Origin of the sequence: Ereboglobus sp. PH5-10 (assembly GCF_029504735.1) — a bacterium.
Taxonomy (GTDB): Bacteria; Verrucomicrobiota; Verrucomicrobiia; order Opitutales; family Opitutaceae; genus Ereboglobus.
On the sequence record NZ_JAQFIP010000012.1, the window covers coordinates 69,457 to 93,000 of the forward strand.

At 61.0% G+C, this 23,544-nt stretch carries 23 protein-coding genes and 1 tRNA gene; 6 read left to right on the forward strand and 18 right to left on the reverse strand.

Annotation, left to right across the window (positions count from 1 at the left end):
- Window positions 1-49 precede the first annotated feature (49 nt).
- From M2447_RS10390 to lysA, 6 genes are all read right to left on the reverse strand, one after another.
- Entirely contained in the window at window positions 50-1,570 is a 1,521-nt protein-coding gene (locus tag M2447_RS10390) for a tryptophanase (RefSeq protein ID WP_277558558.1), read from the reverse strand.
- 31 nt (window positions 1,571-1,601) lie between these two features.
- Entirely contained in the window at window positions 1,602-2,255 is a 654-nt protein-coding gene (locus M2447_RS10395) for a SagB/ThcOx family dehydrogenase (protein ID WP_277558559.1), read from the reverse strand.
- 76 nt (window positions 2,256-2,331) lie between these two features.
- Window positions 2,332-2,751: a hypothetical protein gene (locus M2447_RS10400; RefSeq protein WP_277558560.1), complete on the reverse strand. Its 420-nt coding sequence runs from the start codon at window positions 2,749-2,751 to the stop codon at window positions 2,332-2,334.
- An 83-nt stretch (window positions 2,752-2,834) separates the two neighbouring features.
- Entirely contained in the window at window positions 2,835-4,013 is a 1,179-nt protein-coding gene (gene dnaX, locus M2447_RS10405; RefSeq protein ID WP_277558561.1) for a DNA polymerase III subunit gamma/tau, read from the reverse strand.
- Between the two features lie 97 nt (window positions 4,014-4,110).
- Window positions 4,111-4,890 (reverse strand): 3-methyl-2-oxobutanoate hydroxymethyltransferase, encoded by a 780-nt coding sequence (gene panB, locus M2447_RS10410; RefSeq protein ID WP_108824180.1) that lies wholly within the window; start codon window positions 4,888-4,890, stop codon window positions 4,111-4,113.
- 71 nt (window positions 4,891-4,961) lie between these two features.
- A complete protein-coding gene (gene lysA / locus M2447_RS10415; RefSeq protein ID WP_277558562.1) occupies window positions 4,962-6,266 on the reverse strand; it encodes a diaminopimelate decarboxylase in 1,305 nt (434 codons plus the stop codon).
- Window positions 6,267-6,529: 263 nt separating this feature from the next.
- Here lysA and M2447_RS10420 point away from each other — a divergent pair, with 263 nt between their 5' ends.
- Window positions 6,530-6,694 carry a hypothetical protein gene (locus M2447_RS10420; RefSeq protein ID WP_277508525.1) on the forward strand — a complete coding sequence of 55 codons (165 nt, stop codon included), beginning with the start codon at window positions 6,530-6,532 and terminating at the stop codon, window positions 6,692-6,694.
- 90 nt (window positions 6,695-6,784) lie between these two features.
- Here M2447_RS10420 and M2447_RS10425 read toward each other — a convergent pair whose 3' ends face one another.
- The 4 genes from M2447_RS10425 to M2447_RS10440 all read right to left on the reverse strand — a co-directional run bounded on the left by M2447_RS10425 (window position 6,785) and on the right by M2447_RS10440 (window position 10,520).
- On the reverse strand, window positions 6,785-7,567 hold the full coding sequence (locus tag M2447_RS10425; protein WP_277558563.1) for an FKBP-type peptidyl-prolyl cis-trans isomerase: 783 nt from the start codon (window positions 7,565-7,567) through the stop codon (window positions 6,785-6,787).
- A gap of 130 nt (window positions 7,568-7,697) precedes the next feature.
- The gene (gene dnaJ, locus M2447_RS10430) at window positions 7,698-8,867 is read right to left on the reverse strand and encodes a molecular chaperone DnaJ (protein WP_277558564.1); all 1,170 of its coding nucleotides are present in this window, start codon (window positions 8,865-8,867) and stop codon (window positions 7,698-7,700) included.
- 71 nt (window positions 8,868-8,938) lie between these two features.
- Window positions 8,939-9,571, reverse strand: a complete 633-nt coding sequence (locus tag M2447_RS10435) for a nucleotide exchange factor GrpE (RefSeq protein ID WP_277508520.1) — start codon at window positions 9,569-9,571, stop codon at window positions 8,939-8,941.
- Window positions 9,572-9,698: 127 nt separating this feature from the next.
- Window positions 9,699-10,520, reverse strand: a complete 822-nt coding sequence (locus tag M2447_RS10440) for an AsmA family protein (RefSeq protein WP_277508519.1) — start codon at window positions 10,518-10,520, stop codon at window positions 9,699-9,701.
- Between the two features lie 217 nt (window positions 10,521-10,737).
- On the opposite strand from M2447_RS10440, the gene M2447_RS10445 reads away from it, so the two are divergent.
- A complete protein-coding gene (locus M2447_RS10445) occupies window positions 10,738-11,223 on the forward strand; it encodes a low molecular weight protein arginine phosphatase (RefSeq protein WP_277508518.1) in 486 nt (161 codons plus the stop codon).
- 16 nt (window positions 11,224-11,239) lie between these two features.
- Here M2447_RS10445 and M2447_RS10450 read toward each other — a convergent pair whose 3' ends face one another.
- Complete coding sequence (locus M2447_RS10450) at window positions 11,240-11,959, reverse strand: DNA alkylation repair protein (RefSeq protein ID WP_277558565.1); 720 nt, start codon at window positions 11,957-11,959, stop codon at window positions 11,240-11,242.
- Window positions 11,960-12,068: 109 nt separating this feature from the next.
- On the opposite strand from M2447_RS10450, the gene M2447_RS10455 reads away from it, so the two are divergent.
- Window positions 12,069-12,145 (forward strand) — tRNA-Met (locus tag M2447_RS10455).
- Window positions 12,146-12,220: 75 nt separating this feature from the next.
- Here the strand turns inward: M2447_RS10455 and M2447_RS10460 are convergent.
- Window positions 12,221-13,393, reverse strand: a complete 1,173-nt coding sequence (locus M2447_RS10460; RefSeq protein ID WP_277558566.1) for a sulfite reductase subunit alpha — start codon at window positions 13,391-13,393, stop codon at window positions 12,221-12,223.
- Between the two features lie 142 nt (window positions 13,394-13,535).
- Window positions 13,536-14,309: an RNA methyltransferase gene (locus M2447_RS10465; RefSeq protein ID WP_277558567.1), complete on the reverse strand. Its 774-nt coding sequence runs from the start codon at window positions 14,307-14,309 to the stop codon at window positions 13,536-13,538.
- Between the two features lie 215 nt (window positions 14,310-14,524).
- Between M2447_RS10465 and glgB the strand changes: the two genes are divergently transcribed.
- Window positions 14,525-16,786: a 1,4-alpha-glucan branching protein GlgB gene (glgB, locus tag M2447_RS10470; RefSeq protein WP_277558568.1), complete on the forward strand. Its 2,262-nt coding sequence runs from the start codon at window positions 14,525-14,527 to the stop codon at window positions 16,784-16,786.
- A 33-nt stretch (window positions 16,787-16,819) separates the two neighbouring features.
- A complete protein-coding gene (locus tag M2447_RS10475) occupies window positions 16,820-17,596 on the forward strand; it encodes a hypothetical protein (RefSeq protein WP_277558569.1) in 777 nt (258 codons plus the stop codon).
- A gap of 192 nt (window positions 17,597-17,788) precedes the next feature.
- Here M2447_RS10475 and rplI read toward each other — a convergent pair whose 3' ends face one another.
- From rplI to M2447_RS10500, 5 genes are all read right to left on the reverse strand, one after another.
- On the reverse strand, window positions 17,789-18,388 hold the full coding sequence (gene rplI, locus M2447_RS10480) for a 50S ribosomal protein L9 (RefSeq protein ID WP_277508511.1): 600 nt from the start codon (window positions 18,386-18,388) through the stop codon (window positions 17,789-17,791).
- A 54-nt stretch (window positions 18,389-18,442) separates the two neighbouring features.
- On the reverse strand, window positions 18,443-18,925 hold the full coding sequence (gene ssb / locus M2447_RS10485; protein ID WP_277508510.1) for a single-stranded DNA-binding protein: 483 nt from the start codon (window positions 18,923-18,925) through the stop codon (window positions 18,443-18,445).
- 84 nt (window positions 18,926-19,009) lie between these two features.
- Window positions 19,010-19,306, reverse strand: coding sequence for a 30S ribosomal protein S6 (locus M2447_RS10490; protein ID WP_277508509.1), 297 nt, complete (start codon window positions 19,304-19,306; stop codon window positions 19,010-19,012).
- A complete protein-coding gene (pth, locus tag M2447_RS10495) occupies window positions 19,303-19,893 on the reverse strand; it encodes an aminoacyl-tRNA hydrolase (RefSeq protein ID WP_277558570.1) in 591 nt (196 codons plus the stop codon). Before pth ends, M2447_RS10490 begins: the two co-directional genes overlap by 4 nt.
- 60 nt (window positions 19,894-19,953) lie before the next feature.
- A complete protein-coding gene (locus M2447_RS10500; protein ID WP_277558571.1) occupies window positions 19,954-20,649 on the reverse strand; it encodes a 50S ribosomal protein L25 in 696 nt (231 codons plus the stop codon).
- A gap of 312 nt (window positions 20,650-20,961) precedes the next feature.
- Here M2447_RS10500 and M2447_RS10505 point away from each other — a divergent pair, with 312 nt between their 5' ends.
- On the forward strand, window positions 20,962-23,526 hold the full coding sequence (locus M2447_RS10505) for a sodium/solute symporter (protein ID WP_277558572.1): 2,565 nt from the start codon (window positions 20,962-20,964) through the stop codon (window positions 23,524-23,526).
- Window positions 23,527-23,544: the final 18 nt, after the last annotated feature.

Consider the following 23,544-nt stretch of genomic DNA (forward strand, 5'->3'; position numbering starts at 1 on the left):
CTTTTTCGGCGCATTTTTAAGGCAGGGCGAAGCCTGCGACTGCGGCGGCTTACAAGCTGTCGCCGAAATCCTGGCGGAACTTGGCGGCGAGTTTTTGCGGCCAGTCGCTGTTGGCTGCGAGGCGTCCGTTGAAGAAGCGCAGCACCGTCGGCTCCTCAACGAAATGGATTCCGCCGATCAGGTTGCGGTTCTTGTAAAGCCAGGCGAGGCGGTCCTCGACATACTTCACTTGCGAGAGCGTGAAGACGCGGCGCGGCATCGCGAGGCGCAGTAGCTCGGCGTCGGCGAGGATGTCGTGGCCGTGCACGTCGCGCACGCTGGACATCGTGCCTCGCTCCATGCCGCGCACGCCGGAGGCGATGTAGAACGCGGTGGCGAGCGCGCCGGCGGGATAATCCTTTTGCGGGATGTGCGGCAGGAAGCCCATCGCATCGACGTGGCAGCCCAAGCCGCCGGCGGGCGTGACCACGGGGATGCCGAGTTTCTCAAGGCGGCCCACGAGATACTCGATGAAGAGCGGGCTTTGCGACATGACGGTCTCGTCGGTCGTCTCGCGCAGGCCGACGGCCATCGACTCGATTTCGCGCACGGAGATGCCGCCGTAGGTGAGGAAGCCCTCGAAGAGCACGACGAGGTTTTTCATCTGGTCGATGATTTCCTTGTTGTTCGAGCAGATGCCGCCGCCGCGCGACGAGCTGACTTTGCGCGCCGAGAAATAAACGATGTCGGCGAGGTCGCACATTGTGAGGAGGATTTTTGCGACGCTGGCGTTCTTGAACTCCGCCTCGCGCTGCTTGACGAAATAGGCGTTCTCACCGATGAGGCTCGCGTCGAGCACGAGCAGGATGCCGTGCTTCTTCGCGATGGCGCGCACGGCGCGCATGTTGGCGATTGAGAAGGGCTGGCCGCCGATGAGATTGGTCGAGGCCTCCATGCGGATGAAGGGGATGTTGCCCGCGCCGTGCGTGGCGATGGACGCCTCGAGCTTGGCGATGTCGATGTTTCCCTTGAACGGGTTCGTGCTTTTGATTTTGAGCGCGTCGTCGCTGAGGATTTCCACGATGCGCCCGCCGTTGCGCGTGATGTGCGCGAGCGTCGTCGTGAAGTGGTAGTTCATCGGGATGACGCTGTTGGGTTTCACGAAATGTTGCGCGAGAATGTTTTCGCAGGCGCGGCCCTGGTGCGCGGGGAGGAGGTATTTTTTGCCGAACACCTCCTCGACGGCGGACTGGAGGCGGGCGAAGCTTTGCGAGCCGGCGTAGGCGTCGTCGGCCTGCATCATGGCGGCGATCTGGTTGTCGCTCATGGCGTTCACGCCGGAGTCGGTGAGCATGTCGAGGAAGACGTCCTTGGTGCCGAGCTGGAAGGTGTTGAAGCCGGCCTCCTGCATGGCGGCGAGGCGGCGCTCGACGGGCACGAGGTGGAGCTTTTGCACGACGCGCACCTTGTGCAGTTCGAGCGGGATGTGCTCGCCGCTGAAGAACTTTACCTTGGGCGAGGCGTTTGAGGCATCCGTCGCGGATGCGGCGGACGGGGTTTTGGAGGTGGATTTTACGGAGGCTTTTTTCATGGAAATGACAGGTGAATTGTTTGTTGGGGGACTATTTTTTTGCGTAGCCGACGGAGTTGGCGATGACGGCCCATTGCGTGTTTTTAAGCGAAATCGCGGGGCCGAGTTTTTCGCGGTCGATGTTCATGCGCGTTCCGGTGGCAAGGCCTTCGGAGGCGCAATGAAGGTAGATGTTTTGGGCGATGAAACCGGCGTTGACCGCGGCGACCTCGCGTTTTGCGGCCTCGGTTTTTTGAGAGAGTTTCGAGAGGTTGGCGACGAGCACCAGTGTGACGGGCGCGTCCTTGACGAAGGATTGCGTGCCGCCGAGTTCGCGGATGTCCTTGCCTGCGGCGACGGCCACGAGAGCGTGGGCCTTGGCGTCGTAGCGATAAGCGCCCTGCTTGAGGAGCACGTAGATGTCGATTTCCTGCTTGTTGTTTGCCGAGGGCGCGGTGCGTTTGCCGTCGGCGCGGTTGAGGCCCCATGCGGCCCAGAGGAGGTTGGAAAGTTGTTGCCGCGAAAGCTCGCGCTTGGAATCGAAGCTGCGCGAGGTGGAGCGCTTCGCGAGCGCGTCCATGAGCGGCATGCCGCCGTTTTTTTGCGGGGAGGGAAGGGCGATGTCTTGCGCGGAAAGCGCGGTTGCGGTGGCTGCGAGCACGCACAGCGCGGCAACAAGGGAGAGTGTTTTGGCGAGGGTTCTCATGGGAAAAGAATTTGAAATGCTGACAAATCCGCCCCGTGCCGCAATGCGGAAATAAAACACGAGTGCACCCGGGGCATTACTTGAGCAGTTTCTTGGGGATTTTGCGCACGGTGGTGAACTTGGCGCGGAAGAGTGTCTCTAACACCTCGAGTGTTTCGGCGGGGATGCGCGCCTTGAGGCTGTCGAGCGAGGGAAGTCCGGATGCGTCCTGCTCATCAGGGTCTTCGCCGGAGTTTGCGGAGGACATCGCGGATGCGGCGGCTGCTTGATCGGCGAGGTAGGCTTGCTCGGCCGCGGTGTCGAGCCACGGCGGGGCGTCGTCGTCATAATTGCCGGCGTCGGTCGTGGTCGCATAATCGCCGGTGTTTTCCTGCGCGTAGGGCGGCGCGGCGTCCTCGGCGTCGGCGAGTTCGGACGCGGCGCGGGTTTCCTCGATTTGGTTTGCGACTTTGTTTGCAAGGGTGCCGCCCCCGAGGTTGCCGGCGATGAATGGCATGGCGGCGCTTTTTTCGCGGTCGCGGCGCGCCTTTTCGTTGTAATCCGCGAGCGCGACGGCGAGGCGCGACTCAAGCGTCTCAATCAGGTCTTTTTTTTTTCGCTGTTGGAATCGGCCGCGCTTGAGGCGGGCGTTTCCGGGGCGGGGCTTTTCCCCGCGAGCGCGGTGAGTTCCTTGATGAGCGAATCGATTGCGCGCGCGCGGCTCGCCTCGATCGCCTTGAGGAGGGTGACTTCGAAATTGATTTTTTCAGCGAGGCCGAGCTTGACCGCGCCCTCGCCCTCGCGGAGTCCGTCGAGGAGGCGGGTGATTTGCTCGGTGGTCATTTTGACGCCGCCGAGTTGCTCGCTGTAACCGCCTTTGGCGATGGCGTCGATGAGGGCGTTGCGGACGACGGCTTGCAGGTCGCTGAGGAGGCGCACGAGGTCGCGGCCCTGATGGTCGCACTCGTCGATGATGGCGATGAGTTTTTGGTGGTCGCCGGCGGCGAGCGCGGCGGCGAGCGCGGCGATTTTTTCGCCCGAGACGAGGCCGTAAACGTCGAGCACATCCGATTCCTCGATGTCGTTGCCGCAAAAGGAAATCATCTGGTCGAAGATGGATTGCGCGTCGCGCATGCCGCCGTCGGCCATGCGGGCGATGCATTCGTAGGCGGCGTCGGAGGCTTTGATTTTTTCCTCGTCGCCGATTTGTTTGAGACGCTGGATGATGAGGTCGTTCGGGATGGGCTTCAGGTCGAAGCGCTGGCAGCGGGAGACGATGGTGGGGAGAACTTTTTGCGGGTCGGTGGTGGCAAAGACAAATTTGACGTGCGGCGGCGGCTCCTCGAGGGTTTTGAGCAGCGCGTTGAACGCGGCGGTCGAGAGCATGTGCACCTCGTCGATGATGTAGATTTTGAATTTTCCCTGCGCGGGCGCGTATTGCACGGTTTCGCGAAGATCGCGGACCTGGTCCACGCCGTTGTTTGAGGCGCCGTCGATTTCAATGACATCGAGGTGCGAGCCGTCGGCGATGGATTTGCACGCGGGATCGTTGGGATCAAAGTCGGCCTTCGGGCCGTCGGTGCAGTTGAGGGCCTTGGCGAAGATGCGCGCGGTGGATGTCTTGCCCGTGCCGCGGGGGCCGACAAAGAGGTAGGCGTGCGCGATGCGATTGCGCGCGATGGCGTTTTTGAGGGTTCGCACGACATGGTCCTGCCCGACGACATCGTCGAATGTCTGCGGGCGCCACTTGCGGGCTATGACTTGGTAGGTGGAGGACATCGTGTGGGATGGGGCGGCGTGCGGATTGAGAAAAGTGAAAACGTGAGTTCAGGACGCGGAAATGGAAACGGCAACAAAAAGGTGCCGCCCGGGATGTTTATTGCGGGAATTTTTTCCCGCGGACGGCGGCGGCGTAGTCGGCGAAACCCTGGCGGTATTGCGCGGCGGCGTCGGCGAATTTATGCGCGAACGAGGGCACATAGCCGGGCGTGAGCCCGAGGAGATCGGGCGCGACGAGGACTTGCCCGTCGCAGTGCGGCCCGGCTCCGATTCCGATGATGGGGATGCCGACGGCCTCGGTGATTTTGCGCGCGGCTTCGTGGTCGGTGAGTTCGAGAAGGAGCGCGAACGCGCCCGCTTTTTCGAGCGCGCGCGCGTCGGCGATGAGCGATTCGGTTTCTTCGGGGGTGGAGCCGAATTTCTTGTAGCGGCCAAGCGCGAGGACTTGCTGCGGTTTGAGGCCGATGTGACCCCACACGGGAATGCCGGCCGCGATGATGCGCGCGACGGCGGGGGCGAGCTCGGCGCCGCCTTCGATTTTTATGGCATCGACCCCGGTTTCCTGCATGAGGCGCTGGCATGAGGCGAGCAGGCGGTCGTGCCCGTAGTGCGCCTCGGCGAAGGGGAGGTCGACGGCGACGAGCGCCTCGGGGCGCGCGCGTGTGACGGCGGCGGCGTGATGGCACATCATGTCGAGCGTCACCGGCACCGTGGTTTCAAAGCCGAGCATGGTGTTGCCCACGGAGTCGCCGATGAGGATGATGTCCACCCCGGCTTCGCTGGCGTAGCGCGCCGTGATCGCGTCGTAGGCAGTGACGGCGACGATGGGTTGTTTGCCCTTGAGTTTGCGAAGTGTGTGCGTGGTGAGTTTCGGCATCGGTGTGAAAATTACAGGCTACGGATTACAAATTGCGAACGGGGACGCAAGCGGCGGGCGCCGTGCGCGGCTTACTTCAGGAATGCCGGGATGTTTTCGCCGGCGATCATGTTGTCGAAAGTTTCGCGGGCGTTGATGAGGTCGAACGTCGCGCCGTGCACGAGGACCTCGGCGGGCATGCAGCGCGAGTTGTAGCGGCTGGCCATCGTGTAACCGTAGGCGCCGGCGCTCATGAAGGCGACGTGCTCGCCCTCGCCGAGTTGCTGGATGTCGCGGTCTTTGGCGAAGCAGTCGCCGGTTTCGCAAATGGGGCCGACGATATCGGCGGTGATGGCGGGGCGCGATGTGTTACGGCGGAGCGGGACGACTTGGTGGTGGCTGTCATACATCGCGGGGCGCATGAGGTCGTTCATGCCGGCGTCGAGGACGAGGAAGTTTTTCCCCTGGCCGCGCTTGAGGTATTCGACCTGGGCGAGGAGCACGCCGGCGTTGCCCACCATGAAGCGCCCGGGTTCGACGAGGACTTTCAGGCCGAGCGGCTTCAAGATCGGCGCGAGCGCGGCGCCGTAGGATTCGGGCGTGATGGGGCGCGTGGCCTCGGGCTGGTCGTCCCACCATTTGCGCGCGCCGCTTTCGAGCGCGTCTTGATAGACGATGCCGATGCCGCCGCCGACGGAAATGTATTCGATGTCGTGGCGCGCCTTGAGTTCTTCGGCGAGCGCGGCGAGCTTTTCGGTGGCCTCGACGAACGGGGCGATGGAGGTGAGCTGCGAGCCGATGTGCATTTGCACGCCGCGGATGGCGATGTTGGGATATTCGGCGGCGGCGGCGTAGGCGGCCGCGGCTTGCGCGATGGGGATGCCGAATTTATTGTCGGCCTTGCCGGTGTTGGTTTTGGCGTGGGTGAGCGCGTCAACGTCGGGATTGATGCGAAACGAAATCGCCGCCTTCACGCCGAGTTTGCCGGCGACGTGGTTAATGCGGATGAGCTCGGGTTCGCTTTCAACGTGGAAGGCGCGGATGCCCGATTCGAGCGCGAGGCGGATTTCGGCCTCTGATTTGCCGACGCCGGCGAAGACGCTGCGCGTGAGGCCGGCCCCGGCGGCGAGCACGCGGCGCAGTTCGCCCCCGCTGACGAGGTCGAAGCCCGCGCCGAGGTTGGCGAAATGGCGGAGCACTGCGATGCTGGAGTTGGCCTTGACGGCATAGCACACATGGACGTCGAGATCGCCGAGGCCGTTGATGATGCGGTTGTAGTTGTCCGCCATCGTGGCGGCGCTGTAAACGTAGGTGGGCGTGCCGTAGAGCTGTGCGACGGCGGCGAGATCGACGGACTCGCAGTGGAGGTTGGAACCGGTGTATGAAAAGTGGTGCATTTGCGTGCTTTGAATCGTGAAAAAGGAAGGAATGTTTGGCTGTTTTGCGGGCGCGTGGCGATGCGCAAAAGCGAGGCGGAATAAAAAGTGAAAAATTTGCAGTTTTGCTGTTGAAAAAACGAACCCAGGGCGTCCATTACTAATACGTCCTCGCCGCAATGATTTTCCGAATGCTCAGAAACCTTTTCCGCCGTCCAACGATCCGCATGGGTCGCGTGGATAATTCGCGGATTCGGAGGACCGCGATTCGCAATTCGGGCTTTGTGAGTTTTATCTCGGAAAATGGCTGTGTGACGCGCAAAAGCACGGATCATCACGAGTCGCGCATGAGGCGGCTGCGTTTTGCCAAGGTGGTCGCGTATCTGGCGCTGGGCGCGGGCGGCACATGGGTGATCGTCGAAAGCGTGCGCGCGCTGACGCTGTTTTGAGGGCTGCGCATTTTCCTGTTTGCGCAACAAAAAAACCGCCGTGAAATTACGGCGGTTTTTTGTTAATTTAGATGTCCAATCCGTTGAGCCTTACTGTGCGGCCGGGGCGGCCGGAACTGCGGCGGCGGGCGCGGGGGCTTGCGGCGGCATGATGTCGAGCAGCTCGACTTCGAAAACCAATATCGCATACGGGGGAATCGACGGGGGCGGGCGCTCGCCATAGCCGAGCTCGGACGGGATGTAGATTTTGATTTTGCCGCCTTTGTTGATTTTTTGAAGTCCCTCGGCCATGCCGGGGATGACACCGGTCAGCGAAAACTCGGCGGGTTGGCCGCGTTTGTAGGAGCTGTCGAACTCGGTGCCGTCAACCAGCGTGCCGGCATAGTTGATCTTCACGGTGTCCGAGGCGCTCGGATAGGCGCCTTCGCCGGGCTTGATGACTTCATACATCACGCCGCTGGGCAGCGCGACCACGCCGGTCTTGGCCTTGAGATCGCCGAAAAACTTCGCGGCGGTTTCGTCCGCCTTCGCCTTTGCCTTGGCTTGATAGGCCATTTGGCGGGTCATGATGACACGCTGCATGTCGGCCTGGATTTTCTCCTGGTCGTAAGGAGCGGGCTTGCCCTCGAAGCCTTGGCGGGTGCCTTTGATCATCGCCTCAACGAGTTCGGGTGTGGGCTCGAGTTCGTTGATGGGCATGTTCGAGGCCACGAACCAGCCGAGCATTTCAAATACTTGCGTGTCGGTAAATTGCGGCGCGGGGGCGGTTTCGGGAGCGGCGGCCGGAGCGGCAGTCGCGGGTTCTTGCGCGTGGAGGCCGGCGGCGAGTGCAAGCGCCAGCGCGGGGATGGTGATGATGTGTTTTAATTTCATGCAGGTTGAATTCTTTAAGGGATGGTTGGAAAACGGTTTTTTCTTTTGGTGCCGTGATTTGTGCTTGGATGCAGGAGCGGGAGGCGGATGGCAAAGCTATTTCTCATGGAGTTGCGGGGCGCGCAGTCCGTCAGAAAAACTTTTTCGCCTTGTCGAAGAAGCTCTTGGAGGGTTCGTGCGGGTCGCCCATGGCTTGCGCGAATTCCTCCAGTTTTTTGCGCTGTTCCGAGTTGAGGGAGGTGGGCACCTCCACTTGCACGCGCACGAGCAGGTCGCCGTGGCTGTTGTTGTGGCGGAGGTTGGGCATGCCTTGTCCCCGGACTCGGAAAATTTTTCCGGTTTGCGTGCCGGCGGGAACTTTTAGCGAGACTTTGCCAAAAAGTGTCGGCACTTCGATGGAGCCGCCGAGCGCGGCGAGCGTGAACTTGATTGGAATCTCGCAATACAGGTCGTCGCCCTCGCGCTGGAATTGGTCGTGCTCGGCCACCGAAATATCCACGTAGAGGTCGCCGGGCTTGCCTCCGTTGACCCCGTCCTCGCCGTGGCCGTATGAGCACAGGCGGGTGCCGTTGTCCACGCCGGGCGGGATTTTCATGTGCACGGTGGTGTTTTTCGGCACGCGGCCCTCGCCCCGGCAGATGCTGCACGGTTTTTCGATTTTCGAGCCGGAGCCGCCGCAGGTCGGGCAGGTTTGCGTGAAGGTGAAGATGCCGCCGGAGCGCCGCACCTGGCCCGCGCCGCCGCAGGTTGGGCAGGTGACGCGGTTCGAGCCCGGCTCCGCGCCGGAGCCGCTGCAATGTTCGCAGCGCATGGCCTTGCGAAAGGTGATGTCTTTCTCAACGCCGCGCGCGGCGTCTTCGAGCGTGATTTCGAGTTCGTAGCGCAGGTCGGAGCCGTCGCGCCTGCCGTCGTCCTGTCCGCGCCTGCGTCCGCCGCCTCCAAAAAACGTCTCGAACACGTCACCGCCCACGCCTCCACCCATGCCGCCAAAAACCTCGTTGAAGATGTCGCGCGCGTCGTGGAATCCGCCGAATCCGCCCGCGCCGAACCCGCCTCCGCCCCCTCCGCCGCCTTGCTGGAACGCTGCGTGGCCGTAGCGATCGTAGGCCGCGCGTTTCTGCGGGTCCTTGAGCACTTCGTAGGCTTCGGAGACTTTTTTGAACTTCTCCTCGGCTTCCTTGTTTCCCGGGTTTTTGTCGGGGTGGTATTGGACGGCTTTTTTGCGGTAGGCCTTTTTCAGGTCTTCCTCGGAGGCGCCTTTTTCTACGCCGAGCAAACTGTAATAATCTTCCTTGGACATGGTGACGGCGCTTCGCGCCTAGTGTGCAATAATGGTGAATGAAAAGTGGTGGGTGGCGGGTGGCGGGCGCATTAATCCTCGCTTTGCGCGGGCCCGTTTTTTTCGTCGGGTTTGCCGCTGGAAACAACCACCGACGCGGGGCGCAGCACGCGGCCGTTGAGTGTGTAGCCGACGCGGAACACTTGCAGCACATGGCCGTCGGCGATGTCCGCGCTGGGTTGCATGGCGATGGCGTCCTCCTGGTGCGGGTCAAATTTCGCGCCGGGCGCGGGATTGATTTCCTTGAGGCCGTGTTTGCCGAGCGTGGATTTGATTTGGTTGAGCACCATGTCCATGCCCTCGATCACGCTCGCGATTTCGGTGCCGGGTTTTTTTGCCGCGTCGAGGCCGAGCGCAACGGCCTCTATTATTGGAAACATGTCCTCGAGCACGCGGCTGGCGGCGTATTGGCGGAGCTCGTCTTTTTCGCGCAATGTGCGGCGGCGGAAGTTTTCGAGGTCGGCGACGGCGCGCACGTAGCGGTCGTAGTTGTCGGCGGCCTCTTTTTTTGCGGCGGCAACCTGGTCCTCGGCCGGCGCGGCTTGTGTTTTCGCGCCGGTGTTTTCGGCGGCGGGCTCCGCTTGCGAGGCGGGGGCGGCGGCGTTTTTGGGCTCGTCGGCGGGCGCTTCGGCTTGGTTTTGGGAATTAGCTTTGTTTTCTGACATGATTAAAAATGATGAGGCACGGCGGCGTGCATGCGTAGTGAGGCGCGTTTTGGCAAACCGTCCCGTTGCCAAAGCAGAAGGGCTTCGCAAGCGAAGCCCCTTTGCGCAAGCCTGAATGCGTGACGCGTTATTCCTTCTTCTTTGACTTGAGTTTGTCGAGCAAACTTTGGACCGCGCCGCTGGCAGCCTCCTCGGGATTGTCGAGCACCTTGATGCCGCCCTTGAGCACCGAGTCCACGCTCTGGCCAAACTCGCCCGGAATCAAGTCGCTGAGCTGGCTGCCCACGCCGAGCAGGCTCTTGGCGAGGTCGGTCGTCATGAACTGCTTCGGCTCGGTGATGTTTTCGTAGGAATGCTTGTAGTTGATCGTGTAATCGCGGCTGGAGGTCGCGCCGTCGTCGGCCTCGGTGGCGACGACAACTTTGCCGACATTCACGTCGAGCTTCTTGATGAGGAAATTCACCGGCTTCGATGGCTCGGCGGGTTTTGTTTCGGGGTCCTTGCCGGCGGGCGCGGTCGACTCGCCCATGAGCCGCCCGGCAAAAAGCGCGGCGTTCGAGGGCGCGTCATTGGCGCGGCGCACGAGCGTGACCGAGGGCAGGTCGAGCGTGGCGCTCTCCACCACGATGCGATCCGACATCAGCGAAAAGACCGACACCTTGCCGTGCAGCGCATGCAGGTCAACGAAGCCCGGCGTCTTGAAATCGCTTGCTGGGTTTGTGATCACGAATCCGTCGATGACGAGGTTTGCGGTGAACGGATTGAGCGAAAGCTTTTCAATTTTAACCGTGTAGCCCGTGCGTCCCTCGATCTGGCTTCGCACGATGGGCTTCAGGCAGAAGATGCACACGATCGCGACCGCCGCCACGACGACGACGACCAGTGACACAAGCCCGATGATTAGTTTCGCAAGCAGGCTTTTTTTCTTTTTGGGAGTTTCCTTGGACATGATGAATAGTGTTTGAAGGTTGGAACGACGCGAAAATTCTATGAACGCGCGTTGTTACAGCACCCGGGCGGTCTCGGAAAGAACCATTTTGCAAAACGGTCATTTTAACCGGATATTTCAAGGGGGCTTCGTGCGCCGGGGCGCTTTATGCGGGGGGCGATGCAAACGCGCTGGCGCAACGCGCATTTTGTGTTCTTAATCCGGCGCACACAAACAAATGCCCGGTCACATCCTCACCATTTGCACCGCCAATATTTGCCGAAGCCCGATGGCCGAGGCGCTGTTGCAACACGCCTTGCTCGGCCAGTCGGAGCCGTTGAAATCGCTCAAGGTCGTTTCCGCCGGCATCGTGGCGCACAGGGGCGAGCCGGTTTCGGAAAACTCGGTCGTCGCGCTCAAAAAAGTGGGCGTTGACCTGTCGGGGCATCGCGCGCAGCCGCTCACGCGGGAGCTGGTCGAGGACGCGCTGGCGATCTTTTGCATGACCGAGTCGCACCGCGCGGCGATCCTGATGAACTTCGACCCGCCGCCCAGGCACCTGTATTTGTTTCGCGAGTTTTTGCCGGGAAACGCGAGCCGCGAAATCGCCGATCCCTTCGGCGGCCCGATCAAGGTTTACGAGGCCAGCCGCGACGAGATGGTCGAGGCGATTCCGTCGATCGTAAGCTTCCTTCGCGGCCTGGTCGCGGAGAAGAAAGGGTAGGGCGGGGCGCCCCGCCTTACGGCAGTGACTCCAATTCGCGCAGCGCGTCCGCCGCGATCCAGCGCGCGGCCTTGGTATCCATTTTCCGAATACGCCTTGCCTCGGCGATGGCCGCGCGGCGCAGGCGAGGGTTGCGTTTTCCGATTTGCCGCAGCGCCCAGTTGACCGCCTTGCGCACAAAATTCCGATCGTCGTTCGCCTCGCGCCGGATGACCGGCAGCCATGCGAGGAATGTAGTGTCGGGCTCGTCCTTTGCGTGGACGGCGAGCGAGGCCATCAGGGCGAAGCCGGCGCGCTTAACAAAGGTGTCCTTCGCGGCATTGCGCGCGCTCCATTGCGCGGCTTTTTCAAAGGCAAACGGCGCGCGCCGGAAAAGGTGTATGCAGCAAATGTCGCAGATGTCCCACGAGTCGAATGTCCGCGCCCACGCGTCCATTTGGCGGCGGGTGACTTTTTCCGGATCGCCGGTGAGCGCCGCCAGCAAACGCGCCTCGTGTATGGGCGGCGTGATTGCCCATAATGCGAGCGAGAGCTCTTGATCGCGCCGGTGCCCGCGGGCGAGCTGGCGCAAATACGCCATGCTCACGCCCAGTTGTTCCGTTGAGGGCGTGATGCCGAACCGTCGCTGCCCGTCGACATTGTGCTGGGAAAATTGCGCGCGGATTTTCGCAACGAGTTCGCCCGCCAGCAGGCGCGGATTTTTTGCGGGAGGGACCGGGGCTTTGCTTTTTTTCATGCAGTTCGATTGTTTTTCGCAGGAAGACGATTTGCTGAAAATAGAAAAGCCCCAAAAAGCCATTGACACCCGCGTTCGCGCCTCACAGCTTTCACGACTCTTGATTTGTTGCAGGGTGGAGCAGCCTGGTAGCTCGTCAGGCTCATAACCTGAAGGTCGTTGGTTCAAATCCAACCCCTGCACCCAATTTCCAATAGCCCTCCCATCTGCTCGGGAGGGCTTTTTTTGCGGGCGTTTTTTTAGGGGGCGCGTCGTCCGCGCTCAATAGACGTCTCGCTGGTAGCGTTTGTCTTTTTTCAGATCCTTGACGTAATCGGCGGCCGCGGCTGCGTCCATGTTTCCTTGCTGGGCGATGATTTCGAGCAGGGTGGCTTCGACATCCTTGGCCATGCGCTTGGCGTCGCCGCAAATGTAGAAATGCGCGCCGTTTTTAATCCAGTTCCAGAGTTCGGCGGCGTTTTCCCGCATTTTATCCTGAACGTAGATTTTTTGTTGCTGGTCGCGCGACCACGCGAGTGTGAGCTTGGAGAGCTGGCCCTTGGCGAGGTAGTTCTGCCATTCCAGCTCGTAGAGGAAATCGGTGTTTTTGTGCTGGTCGCCAAAGAAGAGCCAGTTGCGGCCCCTGCACTGGGATGCGACGCGGTCCTGCATGAACGCGCGGAAGGGCGCGATGCCGGTGCCGGGGCCGACCATGATGATGTCCTTGGACGTGTCCCGCGGCGGGGCGAAGTGCGAGTTGGAGATAAAAATGGGGACGGACGCCGTGCCGAGCCCCGCGCGATCGGCAAGAAACGTGGAGCACACGCCGACACGTTCGCGGTTGTTCATCATGTAGCGAAGGACTGCGACGGTGAGGTGGATTTCGTCGGGGTGCTGTTTTGACGAGGACGCGATGGAATAAAGCCTGGGCATGAGTTTGCGCAGGTGATCGACAAGCTCTTGCGGCGCGAGCCTGGCGCTGCGGAATTCGCCGAGGATGTCAACGTATTCGCGCTCGGCGAGGTAGGCGGCGAGCTGTTCCCTGGCTTCCGGGGCGAGCAGTCCGGCGAGGCGTGTTTGTTCGCCGGCGTCGGTGGCGCGGGCGGCGAGAGCTTCGAGTATTTTGCCCGTCGGTCGGGTGAGCGAAAGTTTTGAGAGCAGCGCCTCGTGAAGGGAAACGGGCGCGGGGAGTTTGAGGAGCGCGGGCGAGACGGGCTCGTCGCCGTTTGCGCCGAGCAGGTTGATGATTTCGGCGACATCCTGCGGGCGGTTTTGCGGGTAAACGCCGAGCGAATCGCCCGCTTCATACACGAGGTTGCTGCCTTCGATGCTGATGGCGACATGCCGGGTTTCCTTTGCGGAGCCGACGCGATTAAGCCGCCGGTTTTCCACAACTTTGGCGTGGAAAGGGTTGTCCTTTGTAAAGGCGGAGGCGGTTTCGACTGCTGAAGACATGATTAGGGACGAGTAAAAAAAATGGGCTTGTTGTCGCGCAAGTCTTAGTTTTCCGGTTATTTATTCGAATATGTAGTCTGCGCAAATTTTGACGCGTTTTGGTGCATGGGCGAACGGGAACGCAATGCCACCGATGTGCGCCTTATTCGTGGTTGGCGAGGGTTTTGCGTCCGGGCCAGAGCGCCCACATGAGGATGGCGGCGGCGGCGGAGACGTTGAGGGACTCGACGTTGCCCGTGCCGGGAATTGTGACGAAGCGCGTGCACGCGGCGGCGACATTGGCGGAGAGTCCGGTTTCCTCGTTTCCGAGCACGAGCGCGACGGGGCGGTTGGGGCCGATTTCGCGCATGGCTTTGGAGACGGGCGATTTTGAGGCGACGGCGGCGCCGGCGACATCGTAGCCGGCGTCGGCGAGCGCGAGGCACAGGCCGGGCAGGTCCCACACGCGGAAAATGTCCACGTATTGCATGCCGCCCTCGGCGATGCGGTAGGCGGACTCGCCGGGGAGCGCCTGTTGCTGGTCGTCGGCGAGGACGATTTTGCGAATGCCAAAAAACGCGGCGGTGCGCACGAGCGCGCCGAGGTTGTGCGCGTTGCCGATGCGGTCGAGGATGAGGACGCCCTCGCGCGCCTTGGCCCAGTCGGCGACTTCGTCGAGGGTGGGTTCGCGGAGTTCGGGCGCGGCGATGATGGCGACAACGCCGCCGTGATGAACGGTGCCGGAGATTTTCTGGAGTTCGGGGGCGGGCACCATGCGATAGGGGCGTTTGTTTTGCGCGAGGTAGCTCGCCATTTTGCCGAGGCGCGAGGAGGCGGGCGCGTCGAAAAAGAGGCGTTTGATCGAATCGGGATTTTGCTTAAAAAGCGCCGTCACCGAGGCGGAGCCGCAAACGGGAATGTCTCTGGGTCGCATCATTCGGAATTTTTTGAGTCGCACATGCACGCGAATGCGCGCGGTTGTTGCAATCAAAGAAATGCCCGCCCGCCAAATGCCCGCCGGTTCGCTTGTGAAAAAGCCGGGCGTGCTTTTTAGCCGGCGCCCGCCCCTTGAGGTTTTAGAAAAACACCCTCTCTCTGCTCTCGACCTTGGACGAAAGGAACATATCTTGGCGCGCACAATCCATTTATTCCATGTTGCTCACCAAAGCCGAACTCGACTCGTTCCTTGCCGCAAAGAATGCCAATCCGCACACGTTCCTCGGCATGCACCATGCCAAGAGAGGCAGGACGTCGGGGATTGTGGTGCGCGCGTTTGTCCGCGAGGCCGCGCGATGCGAGGTGGTTGACATGGACGCTTCCAGCCCGCCCCGCGCCAAGTCCGGCAAGCGCGCCGCCGCAGTTCGCTACGAGATGGAGCAGCTCGCGCCCGAGGGCTTTTTCGAGTTGTTCATCCCCAAGCGCACCGAGCTCTTCAAATACCAGTTGCGCGCCACGATGCATGGCGGCGAGATGCGCCAGTTTTGGGATCCCTATTCGTTCGCGCCGACGATCGGCGACCTCGACCTTTATCTCTTCAACGAGGGCAACGACCATTTCATCTACAAAAAACTCGGCGCGCATCTCATTGAAAACCAGGGCGTGCCCGGTGTCTCCTTCGCGGTGTGGGCGCCGAGCGCGGCGCGCGTTTCGCTCGTCGGCAACTTCAACCACTGGGACGGGCGCTACTACCCGATGCGTCCGCTCGGCGCGTCAGGCGTGTGGGAAATTTTTATTCCCGGCCTGCGCGAGGGCGAACTCTACAAATACGAAATCTACGACCAGCAGGGGCACCTCCATCTCAAAACCGACCCTTACGGCACTTATTTCGAGGCGCCCCCCGGCAACGCCTCCATCGTTTGCGACACGCGCCGTCACAAATGGGGCGACGACGCCTGGCTTGAAAAACGCAAGGCCAACGCCGGCCAGCGCGACCAGCCCATGTCGATTTACGAGGTCCACCTCGGCTCGTGGAAACGCAAGGTCGAGGACGGCAACCGCATCTTCAGCTACCGCGAACTCGCGCCCATGCTTGCCGAATACGTGGGCGACATGGGGTTCACGCACATTGAGGTGATGCCGCTCGCCGAGCATCCGTTCGACGGCTCGTGGGGTTATCAAGTCACCGGATTTTTCGCGCCCACGCACCGCTACGGCAGTCCGGAGGATTTTGCCTACTTCGTCGATTACATGCACCAGCACGGCATCGGCGTCATCCTCGACTGGGTGCCCGCGCACTTCCCTCGCGACCAGTTCGCGCTCGCCGAGTTCGACGGCACGCACCTCTACGAGCACGCCGATCCGCGCCAGGGCGCGCACATGGACTGGGGCACGCTCATCTTTAACTACGGGCGCAACGAAGTGCGCTGCTTCCTCGCCGCCAACGCCCTCTCGTGGCTCGACCGCTACCACATCGACGGGCTGCGCGTGGACGCCGTCGCCTCGATGCTCTACCTCGACTACTCGCGCAAGGAGGGCGAATGGATTCCCAACAAATTTGGAGGCCGCGAAAACCTCGAGGCCATTGCGTTCATCCGCCAGGTCAACGACCTCGTGCACCAGTATTATCCCGGAGCGGTGATGATCGCCGAGGAGTCGACCTCGTTTGGCGGCGTGAGCAAACCCACGAGCGACGGCGGACTCGGCTTCGACTACAAATGGAACATGGGATGGATGCACGACACCCTGCGCTTTTTCCAAAAGGAGCCCGTGCACCGCAAGTGGCACCAGAACGACCTCACGTTCGGCATGCTCTACCAATACGCGGAAAACTTCATCTCGGTTTTTTCGCACGACGAAGTCACGCACGGCAAAGCCTCGATGCTTTTCAAAATGGGCGCGTGGCACATCCCCGAAAAAGCCGCCAACCTGCGCGCGCTTTACGCGCACATGTGGACGTGGCCGGGCAAAAAACTCATCTTCATGGGCAGCGAGTTCGGCCAGTCCGGCGAATGGAATTACACCACGAGCCTCGACTGGCACCTGCGCCAATACATGGATCACGAAGGCATCCGCCTGCTCGTGCGCGACCTCAATAAACTCTATCGCGACGAACCCGTGCTCAGCCTGAACGACTTCAACCCGCAAGGTTTCCGCTGGATCAATTGCAACGATTCCGACGCGAGCGTGCTCTCATTCCAGCGCATGGACGCATATGGCCAGGATCTCTTTGCGGTCGTCGGCCACTTCACGCCGGTGTTGCGCAAGGACTACCGCATGGGCGTGCCGCGCGCGGGCTTCTGGAAGGAAGTCCTCAACACAAACAGCACCTATTACGGCGGCAACGGCCTCGGCAACGACGGCGGGCGCATGAGCGAACCCGTGCCCTGCGACGGCCACCCGCAAAGCATCGTGCTGCAACTCCCCCCGCTGAGCACGACGATCTTCAAGTGGTCGGCAAGCGCGCAGGAAGAATAAACGCCGGTCGAAATTGCCACATATTCATACCCCATGAAATTCCCGTTGCGGCTACGGCTCACGTTTGTGATTGCGTGCGTATTGTTCGCAATGCCGACCGCGCGCGCCGACCTTCGGCTAGTCTGCGAAATCGACGGCAAGGCCTTCGCCCCGCGGTCGATTTCCGGCAACACCATCGAAGTCACCGACGGAACTGAAACGCGCCAGACCGGGGCCGATGCAACTTGGCGGCTTGAGGGTGATCTGCGGGCAAATGCGAAATTCCTTGTCTTGTTCCCAAGCTACACAATCTATCAACGGAATTCTCGCCATCGTGAGCTCGGCGAAAAGTATCCCATGCGAGCCAAGGCCGGCATTTCGCACTATCAGGGCGTCGAGAGTAAGTTTCTGAGGCAATGGCCGGATGGTGTTTCGACAAGCCGTGCGCTGCTCGTCGTGGTGTGGATGCTCGACGGACGAGCGGCGGATGCGCGCGTGCGCATTGTCCCGCCGACGCTGGGCAGCGCGTTTATTCGCAACGCCACGTTCGCCCTCACCCGCGAACAGGCCGCGGCCGGGCAGGCTGTGCTGCTTCTCTGGAAGGACGGATATTTTTTCGAACCAAGTCAAAACGAGCTCCACGGTCTCGAAAAGGAGGCGGTTCAAGCGGTGTTTTTTGACGACGCCCGGCGTCTTCAAATGCTCATCTCTTCCAAACGCGTGAAACTGAGGGCGGCGACGGAAGACGGCGGCCTGACGCTGATGCACCTCGCGGCGCGGGCGGGTTCGGTGCGCGCGATGGACGTGATCCCAATGCAATTCACGCCCTGAGCGTGCCCAGCTCGTCGCTGCGTGATTGACGAAACCCCGGCATAATTCGATTTGGGCCAAATTATGCTTTGGTAGGGCGAACCGTCCCGGTGAGCCGGGGATATTGTGTCTCACCGGGAGGGTTCGTCCGACCGCAAAAAAACGCCTCCGAAACCGGAGGCGTTTTTTGTTAAACAAAAAGATGAACCGTGATTATTCGGCTTTTTTCTTGGCCGTCTTCTTGGCGGGTTTTTCCTCGCCGGCGGCTTCCTCGTCCGCTGCGGTTTTGCGGCGGGCCGATTTTTTCTCGGTCTTGCGAACTTCGCCCTCGGGGGCTTCTTCCGCGGCTGTCTCGATCGGGTTTTCCGAGACGACGTCGAAGCTGAAGTCGACGGAGACGTCGGCGTGGAGCTTGATCTTCACTTCGTGCTTGCCGAGGGTCTTCACCGGCGTGTGGAGGTGAATCTTGCGCTTGTCGAGGATGATGCCGGCTTCCTCGATTTTCTGGTGGAGGTCGGCCGCGGTGACGGCGCCGAACATCTTGCCACCCTCGCCGGTCTTGACGGCAAACGCGACGCTGAGTTTTTCGAGCTGCTTGGCAACTTGCTGCGCGCCCTCGAATTCCTTGATTTCGCGTTCGGCGCGGCGTTTTTTGAGCGCCTCGACGTGCTTGCGGTTGGCTTGCGTGAGCGGAGCCGCGAATTTTTGCGGGAAGAGATAGTTGCGCGCGTAGCCGGTGCGAACTTTGACCTGGTCGCCTTCGGCGCCGAGGTTTTCGAGAGGTTTAAGGAGGAGGACTTCTGTTTGAGCCATGTTGGTTTTGTTGTTTAATGATTAATTGTTGTGAGTGTGGTGTGCGGGCGCGGTTTAGAACGGCACGTCTTCGTCGATGTTGTCCTGCGCGGGCGGCGGGTTGTTGCGCACGGGCGGGCGGGGCGGGGGCGAGTTGCGCTCGACGGGCGATGCCTGGTCGAAGTTTTCCTCACCGGAGCCGCCGCCTTGCTGTCCACCGCCGTCGCGACTGCCAATGAATTGGAAGTTTTCGAGGACGATTTTGATTTTGTTGCGCTTCTGGCCGGTGGCTTTGTCTTCCCACGAGTCTTGCTTGAGCCGGCCTTGCACGAAGATCGGGCGGCCTTTGCTCATGAACTTGGAGATGACTTCGCCTTGCTTGCCCCAGGCTTCGATGTCGAAAAAGTTGACCTCTTCCTTGCTGTTGCCGGACTCGTCCTTGAAGGTGCGGTTCACGGCGATGCCAAACTGGCAGATGGATGTGCCTCTGGGCGTGACCCGGAGTTCGGGGTCGCGAGTGAGGTTTCCGATGAGGATGACTTGATTGAATGATGCCATGGGGATGTGGGCTGAAGGGTTGTGCTGTTTTGCTGTTTGCGGCGCGCCGCTGATTGGGCTGCGCGCCGCCGCGCGGTGGTTTTGTTAAAGCGTCTCGATGAAGATGCGGTAAACGGTGTTGTTGAGGCGGAAGCGCTCCTTGAGCTGCGCCGGGCCTTCGGGGGGGGCGTCGAAGGTGATTTGCACGTAAACACCGCTGGTGAATTTTTTGTCGGTTACCCGGACGAAGTCGCGCTTGCCGAGGCTTTCGACGGCGGTGACTTCGCCTTGGACGGCGGCGATTTCGGTTTTCACATCCTCGATGAGCTTGTCGATGGATTCTTCTTGGCCGCGGTTGTCGATGATGAAGGTGCCGCGGTAGTTGCGTTTGGTTGTTGTCATGTGTTTTTTTCTCTTCTGTTAAGTGTGTTCATGGCCCGGTCGGTTCCGTGTTCGAGGAGGATGTCGAGGCCGTTGAGATAGTGTGGAAGTGTGTTTGCGACGATGGTCTGCTGGTTGGTGTCTAGGTTTCCGAGGACGAAGTCTTTGAGGTCCATTTTCGGGGGCCGTTTCGGGCCGATGCCTATGCGGTAGCGGATGAAGCCGTCGCCGAGGTGTTGGAGGATGCTGGCGATGCCGTTGTGGCCGCCGGCCGAGCCGTTGCGCGAGACTTTCACTAGTCCGAGGTCGATATTGATGTCGTCGTAGATGACGGCGATTTGGGCGACCGGGATTTTATAATAGCGGGCGAGCGATTGGAGCGCGACGCCGCTTTCGTTCATGTAGGTCTGCGGTTTGGCGAGCAGGAGCGGTGCGCCGCCGGGAGGATTGTCCCAGCGGGTGATCTCGGCGTGGCGGGCGGCTTGCATTTTCCACGGGAGCGCGTGCCGGCGGGCAAGCGCGTCGAGGATGATGAAGCCCAGGTTGTGGCGGGTATTGGCATACTCGCGACCCGGGTTGCCGAGTCCGGCAACAAGCAAAATGGACATGTCTCAAAGAACAATCGCCCGGGGCCGTGGCGGTCAAGCCGCGGCCCCGAACGGGGAAACTTATTTCTTGGCGGGAGCGGCCGCGGGAGCGGCGGCACCGGCTGCGGGTTTTGCGCCCGCGGCGGGAGCGGCGGCTGCACCGGCGGCGGGAGCGGCGGCGGCGGCGCCGCCGGATGTCGCGGAGGCAACTTCCTCCACGGGAGCGACGCACGAGAAGACGGGAAGGTTCTTGTCGTCGCGGAACTCAACGCCGGAGATGGTTTTGAGGGCGCCGACGTGGAGTGTTTCGCCGATCTTGATGTTGGTGACGTCCACTTCGATGAAAGAGGGGAGATCCTTGGGCAGGCAGCGGATGCGCAGGTAGGGGTTGGGCATTTCGAGAACGCCGTTCTGGGTCTTGACGCCGTAGGCTTCGCCAGCCGCGACAACACGCACGTTGATTTCCATCTTTTCGTCGGCTTTCACTTCCTGGAAGTCGACATGGAGGAACCTGTCCGTGATGGGGTCGCGCTGGACCTCTTGAATGAAGGAAAGCGCGACAGGCTTGTCTTTGCGTTCGATTTCAACGAGGGAGGATGAGCCCCCGATGGCCTTGAGCAGGCGTATGAATTCGGGACCGTCCACCGAGATGGTTTCGGGCTGGGTGTGCTTTCCGTAGAGGACGGCGGGCACCCTGTTTTCTTTACGGACGCGGCGGGATGCGCTGCGGCCTGTTTGCTCGCGTGTGGCGGCTGCTATTTTATATTGTTGTTTCATGGTTTCGGTCCCCCTGGTCACCCCGGGAATCGGAGGCAGGCGTAGTGGAAAAGGGTTGAACAAATACGGTGCGGAAGGGGGAAGGCAATCAAATCTTTGCGTTTGTTTCGGGGCGGGGCTGGCGTCGCAGTGGCCGCGGGGATGTCCGGCAAAACAGCAGGGGCGCCCCGGGTTTTATCGGTTCGCCGCGCGCTCATGGTCTGATGATCAGACCACGCCGTTATTGTTGAATTGGCCGGGCGCATTTGTTTCTTGGGCGATGCAAGGTGCCGGCCCCTCGCATTTTTCACCGGCTTTCTTAAAAAAATCATCATGTGCTTCCATAAAAAGATTAGCCTGGCGTTTTATTGTTTCCTGCTTGTTGGCGGTGCCGCCGCTTTTGCCGGCGGGGCGGGGGCGCCTGTGCGCGAAAAACCGGTGCTGGAGTGGGCAAGGCTGCCGTCAATTCCCGACAAGGAGGGGTTTGCCGGCAGTTTTGCGGGCGTGTCGGGCAAGGCGCTTATTGTTGCCGGTGGCGCTAATTTTCCCGGCAAGCGCCCGTGGGAGGGCGGCGAGAAGGTCTGGTATGACAAGGTGTTCGTGCTCGAGCCCGGCGCGAAAGAGTGGCGGGAGGAGGGGCGTCTGCCCCAAGCAAACGGCTACGGGTTGTCACTGCCGTGGAAGGACGGGTTTCTCGTCATCGGCGGCGGCGACGCGAGGGAGAATTTCAAGACGGTCTGGTTTGTGATGCGGCGCGCGGGGGAGGGCGTGAGGTTTGCCGCGATGCCCGATTTGCCGCGCGCCCTGGCGATGCCGGCCGGAGCGGTTGCCAAAAATTATATATATGTTGTCGGCGGATTGGAGACGCCCTCGATCGGCGAGGCGGCGAATGTTTTGTATCGTCTCGACATGAGCAACACCGCCGCGGGTTGGGAGGCCATGGAGCCGTGTCCGGGGGGCTCGCGGTTTCTTGCCGCGGCCGGCGCGATTGGCGAGACGCTGTATGTGTTTGGCGGGGCGCGACCCGATGGCTCGCAGGCAAAGCGTGCGTGGCTGACCGATGCATGGTCGTTTCATCCGGAGCTCGGATGGCGGGAGCTTGCGCCGCTGCCCCGTCCGGTTGTGGCGCCACCGTCCCCCGCGGTGCCTGTGGGGCAGGCGCATTTGTTTTTGCTCGGCGGCGACGACGGGGCGCAAGCCGGGCTCGGCACCCCGTCAATGCACAAGGGGTTTCCCCGCTCGATACTCGCCTATCACACCATCACCGACACATGGACGAATGTTGGCGAGGCGCCGTTCTCGCTTGTGACAACATCGCAGGCGTCGTGGGCCGGCGGCTTTGTGGTTGCCGGCGGCGAGCGCATGCCGGGCGTGCGCTCCACGGAGGTGTGGAAGGCGACGGTTATTGTGACCAAGGCGGCGTTCGGCTGGATCAACTACCTCGCGCTAGCCGCGTATTTGTCGGGCATGGTGGGCATCGGGTGGTATTGCTCGCGCCGCAATAAAAACACGGATGATTATTTCAAGGCGGGCGGTCGTATTCCGTGGTGGGCGGCGGGCATGGCGATTTATGCGACGATGCTCAGCTCGCTCACCTTCATGGCGATTCCCGCGAAGGCCTATGCGACCAACTGGACCTACCTTTGGGCAAACATCCCCATTCTCGTAATCGCGCCGATCCTTGTTGGAATATACCTGCCTTTCTATCGCAGGCTGAATGTCACGTCGGCTTATGAATATTTGGAGAAGCGGTTCAGCCTGCCGGTGCGTTTGTATGGCAGCGCGGCGTTTATATTGTTCCAGATCGGCCGCCAGTCGATCGTGCTGCTGCTGCCCTCAATCGCGCTTGCCACGGTCAGCGACCTCAATGTGACGACCTGCATCGTGCTGATGGGCGTCCTTTGTGTGATCTATACAGTGCTGGGGGGCATGGAGGCGGTGATTTGGACGGATGTCGCCCAGACTTTTGTGTTATTGGGCGCGGCGGTCATTAGCATACTTGTCATTGTTTTTGGCACCGAGGGAGGGTTGTCGGGATTGTGGACGACCGCCGTCGCCAATGATAAACTTCACATGTTTAACTTTACATGGAGCCCGACGACCGCGGCGAACGCGTTTTGGGTTATATTTATAGGAAATATTTTTGCGCAGCTCGTGAGTTATACAAGCGACCAGGCGGTTGTGCAGCGCTACATGACGACCGACACTGAGAAAAAGGCGGCAAGTTCAATCTGGTTCAACGCGGTGCTTGCGATGCCCTCCAGCATACTATTCTTCCTCATAGGCACGGCATTGTTTGTGTTCTACAAGGCGCACCCCGAGGCGCTCGATCCCTCGCAGGCGACGGACTCGATTTTCCCCGCGTTTATTGTGCAAAACCTGCCCGTTGGTGTTGCGGGGCTGGTCATCGCCGGCATATTCGCCGCCGCGCAATCCACGGTTTCCGGCAGCCTGAACAGCGTTGTGACGGCGATTATGACGGATTTTTATGTTCGCCTGGGAGGAAAGGCCCGTGATGCCGCGGCGCTTAGGCTCGCGCGCATAATGACCGCCTGCCTTGGGGTGTTCGCAACGGGATGCGCGATCATTCTTGCAAAACTCAACCTTGCCTCGCTCTGGGACGCATACAGCAGCCTGGTCGGCCTTGCGGCGAGCGGCCTTGCGGGGTTGTTTGCGCTCGGCATATTTACCAGGCGCGCCAGCGGGCGGAGCGCGCTGATCGGCGCCTTTGCAAGCATTATAGTGCTTTATTATGTGCAGCGTCATACAAACCTGCACTTCTTCCTCTACGCGGCAACGGGCATGCTCACCTGCTTCTTCGTCGGCTGGATTGCCAGCATCATGCTGCCTTCAAGGAAGAATGTGGAGGGGCTGACTTTCGGGACATTGAAAAAATAATAATATAAACATTCCAAT

Bases quoted from the DNA above. Each gene is read 5' to 3' on its own strand.
- M2447_RS10390 (WP_277558558.1), bottom strand. From the start codon at position 1,570: ATGAAAAAAGCCTCCGTAAAATCCACCTCCAAAACCCCGTCCGCCGCA.
- M2447_RS10395 (WP_277558559.1), bottom strand. From the start codon at position 2,255: ATGAGAACCCTCGCCAAAACACTCTCCCTTGTTGCCGCGCTGTGCGTG.
- M2447_RS10400 (WP_277558560.1), bottom strand. From the start codon at position 2,751: ATGCCATTCATCGCCGGCAACCTCGGGGGCGGCACCCTTGCAAACAAA.
- dnaX (WP_277558561.1), bottom strand. From the start codon at position 4,013: ATGTCCTCCACCTACCAAGTCATAGCCCGCAAGTGGCGCCCGCAGACA.
- panB (WP_108824180.1), bottom strand. From the start codon at position 4,890: ATGCCGAAACTCACCACGCACACACTTCGCAAACTCAAGGGCAAACAA.
- lysA (WP_277558562.1), bottom strand. From the start codon at position 6,266: ATGCACCACTTTTCATACACCGGTTCCAACCTCCACTGCGAGTCCGTC.
- M2447_RS10425 (WP_277558563.1), bottom strand. From the start codon at position 7,567: ATGAAATTAAAACACATCATCACCATCCCCGCGCTGGCGCTTGCACTC.
- dnaJ (WP_277558564.1), bottom strand. From the start codon at position 8,867: ATGTCCAAGGAAGATTATTACAGTTTGCTCGGCGTAGAAAAAGGCGCC.
- M2447_RS10435 (WP_277508520.1), bottom strand. From the start codon at position 9,571: ATGTCAGAAAACAAAGCTAATTCCCAAAACCAAGCCGAAGCGCCCGCC.
- M2447_RS10440 (WP_277508519.1), bottom strand. From the start codon at position 10,520: ATGTCCAAGGAAACTCCCAAAAAGAAAAAAAGCCTGCTTGCGAAACTA.
- M2447_RS10445 (WP_277508518.1), top strand. From the start codon at position 10,738: ATGCCCGGTCACATCCTCACCATTTGCACCGCCAATATTTGCCGAAGC.
- M2447_RS10450 (WP_277558565.1), bottom strand. From the start codon at position 11,959: ATGAAAAAAAGCAAAGCCCCGGTCCCTCCCGCAAAAAATCCGCGCCTG.
- M2447_RS10460 (WP_277558566.1), bottom strand. From the start codon at position 13,393: ATGTCTTCAGCAGTCGAAACCGCCTCCGCCTTTACAAAGGACAACCCT.
- M2447_RS10465 (WP_277558567.1), bottom strand. From the start codon at position 14,309: ATGATGCGACCCAGAGACATTCCCGTTTGCGGCTCCGCCTCGGTGACG.
- glgB (WP_277558568.1), top strand. From the start codon at position 14,525: ATGTTGCTCACCAAAGCCGAACTCGACTCGTTCCTTGCCGCAAAGAAT.
- M2447_RS10475 (WP_277558569.1), top strand. From the start codon at position 16,820: ATGAAATTCCCGTTGCGGCTACGGCTCACGTTTGTGATTGCGTGCGTA.
- rplI (WP_277508511.1), bottom strand. From the start codon at position 18,388: ATGGCTCAAACAGAAGTCCTCCTCCTTAAACCTCTCGAAAACCTCGGC.
- ssb (WP_277508510.1), bottom strand. From the start codon at position 18,925: ATGGCATCATTCAATCAAGTCATCCTCATCGGAAACCTCACTCGCGAC.
- M2447_RS10490 (WP_277508509.1), bottom strand. From the start codon at position 19,306: ATGACAACAACCAAACGCAACTACCGCGGCACCTTCATCATCGACAAC.
- pth (WP_277558570.1), bottom strand. From the start codon at position 19,893: ATGTCCATTTTGCTTGTTGCCGGACTCGGCAACCCGGGTCGCGAGTAT.
- M2447_RS10500 (WP_277558571.1), bottom strand. From the start codon at position 20,649: ATGAAACAACAATATAAAATAGCAGCCGCCACACGCGAGCAAACAGGC.
- M2447_RS10505 (WP_277558572.1), top strand. From the start codon at position 20,962: ATGTGCTTCCATAAAAAGATTAGCCTGGCGTTTTATTGTTTCCTGCTT.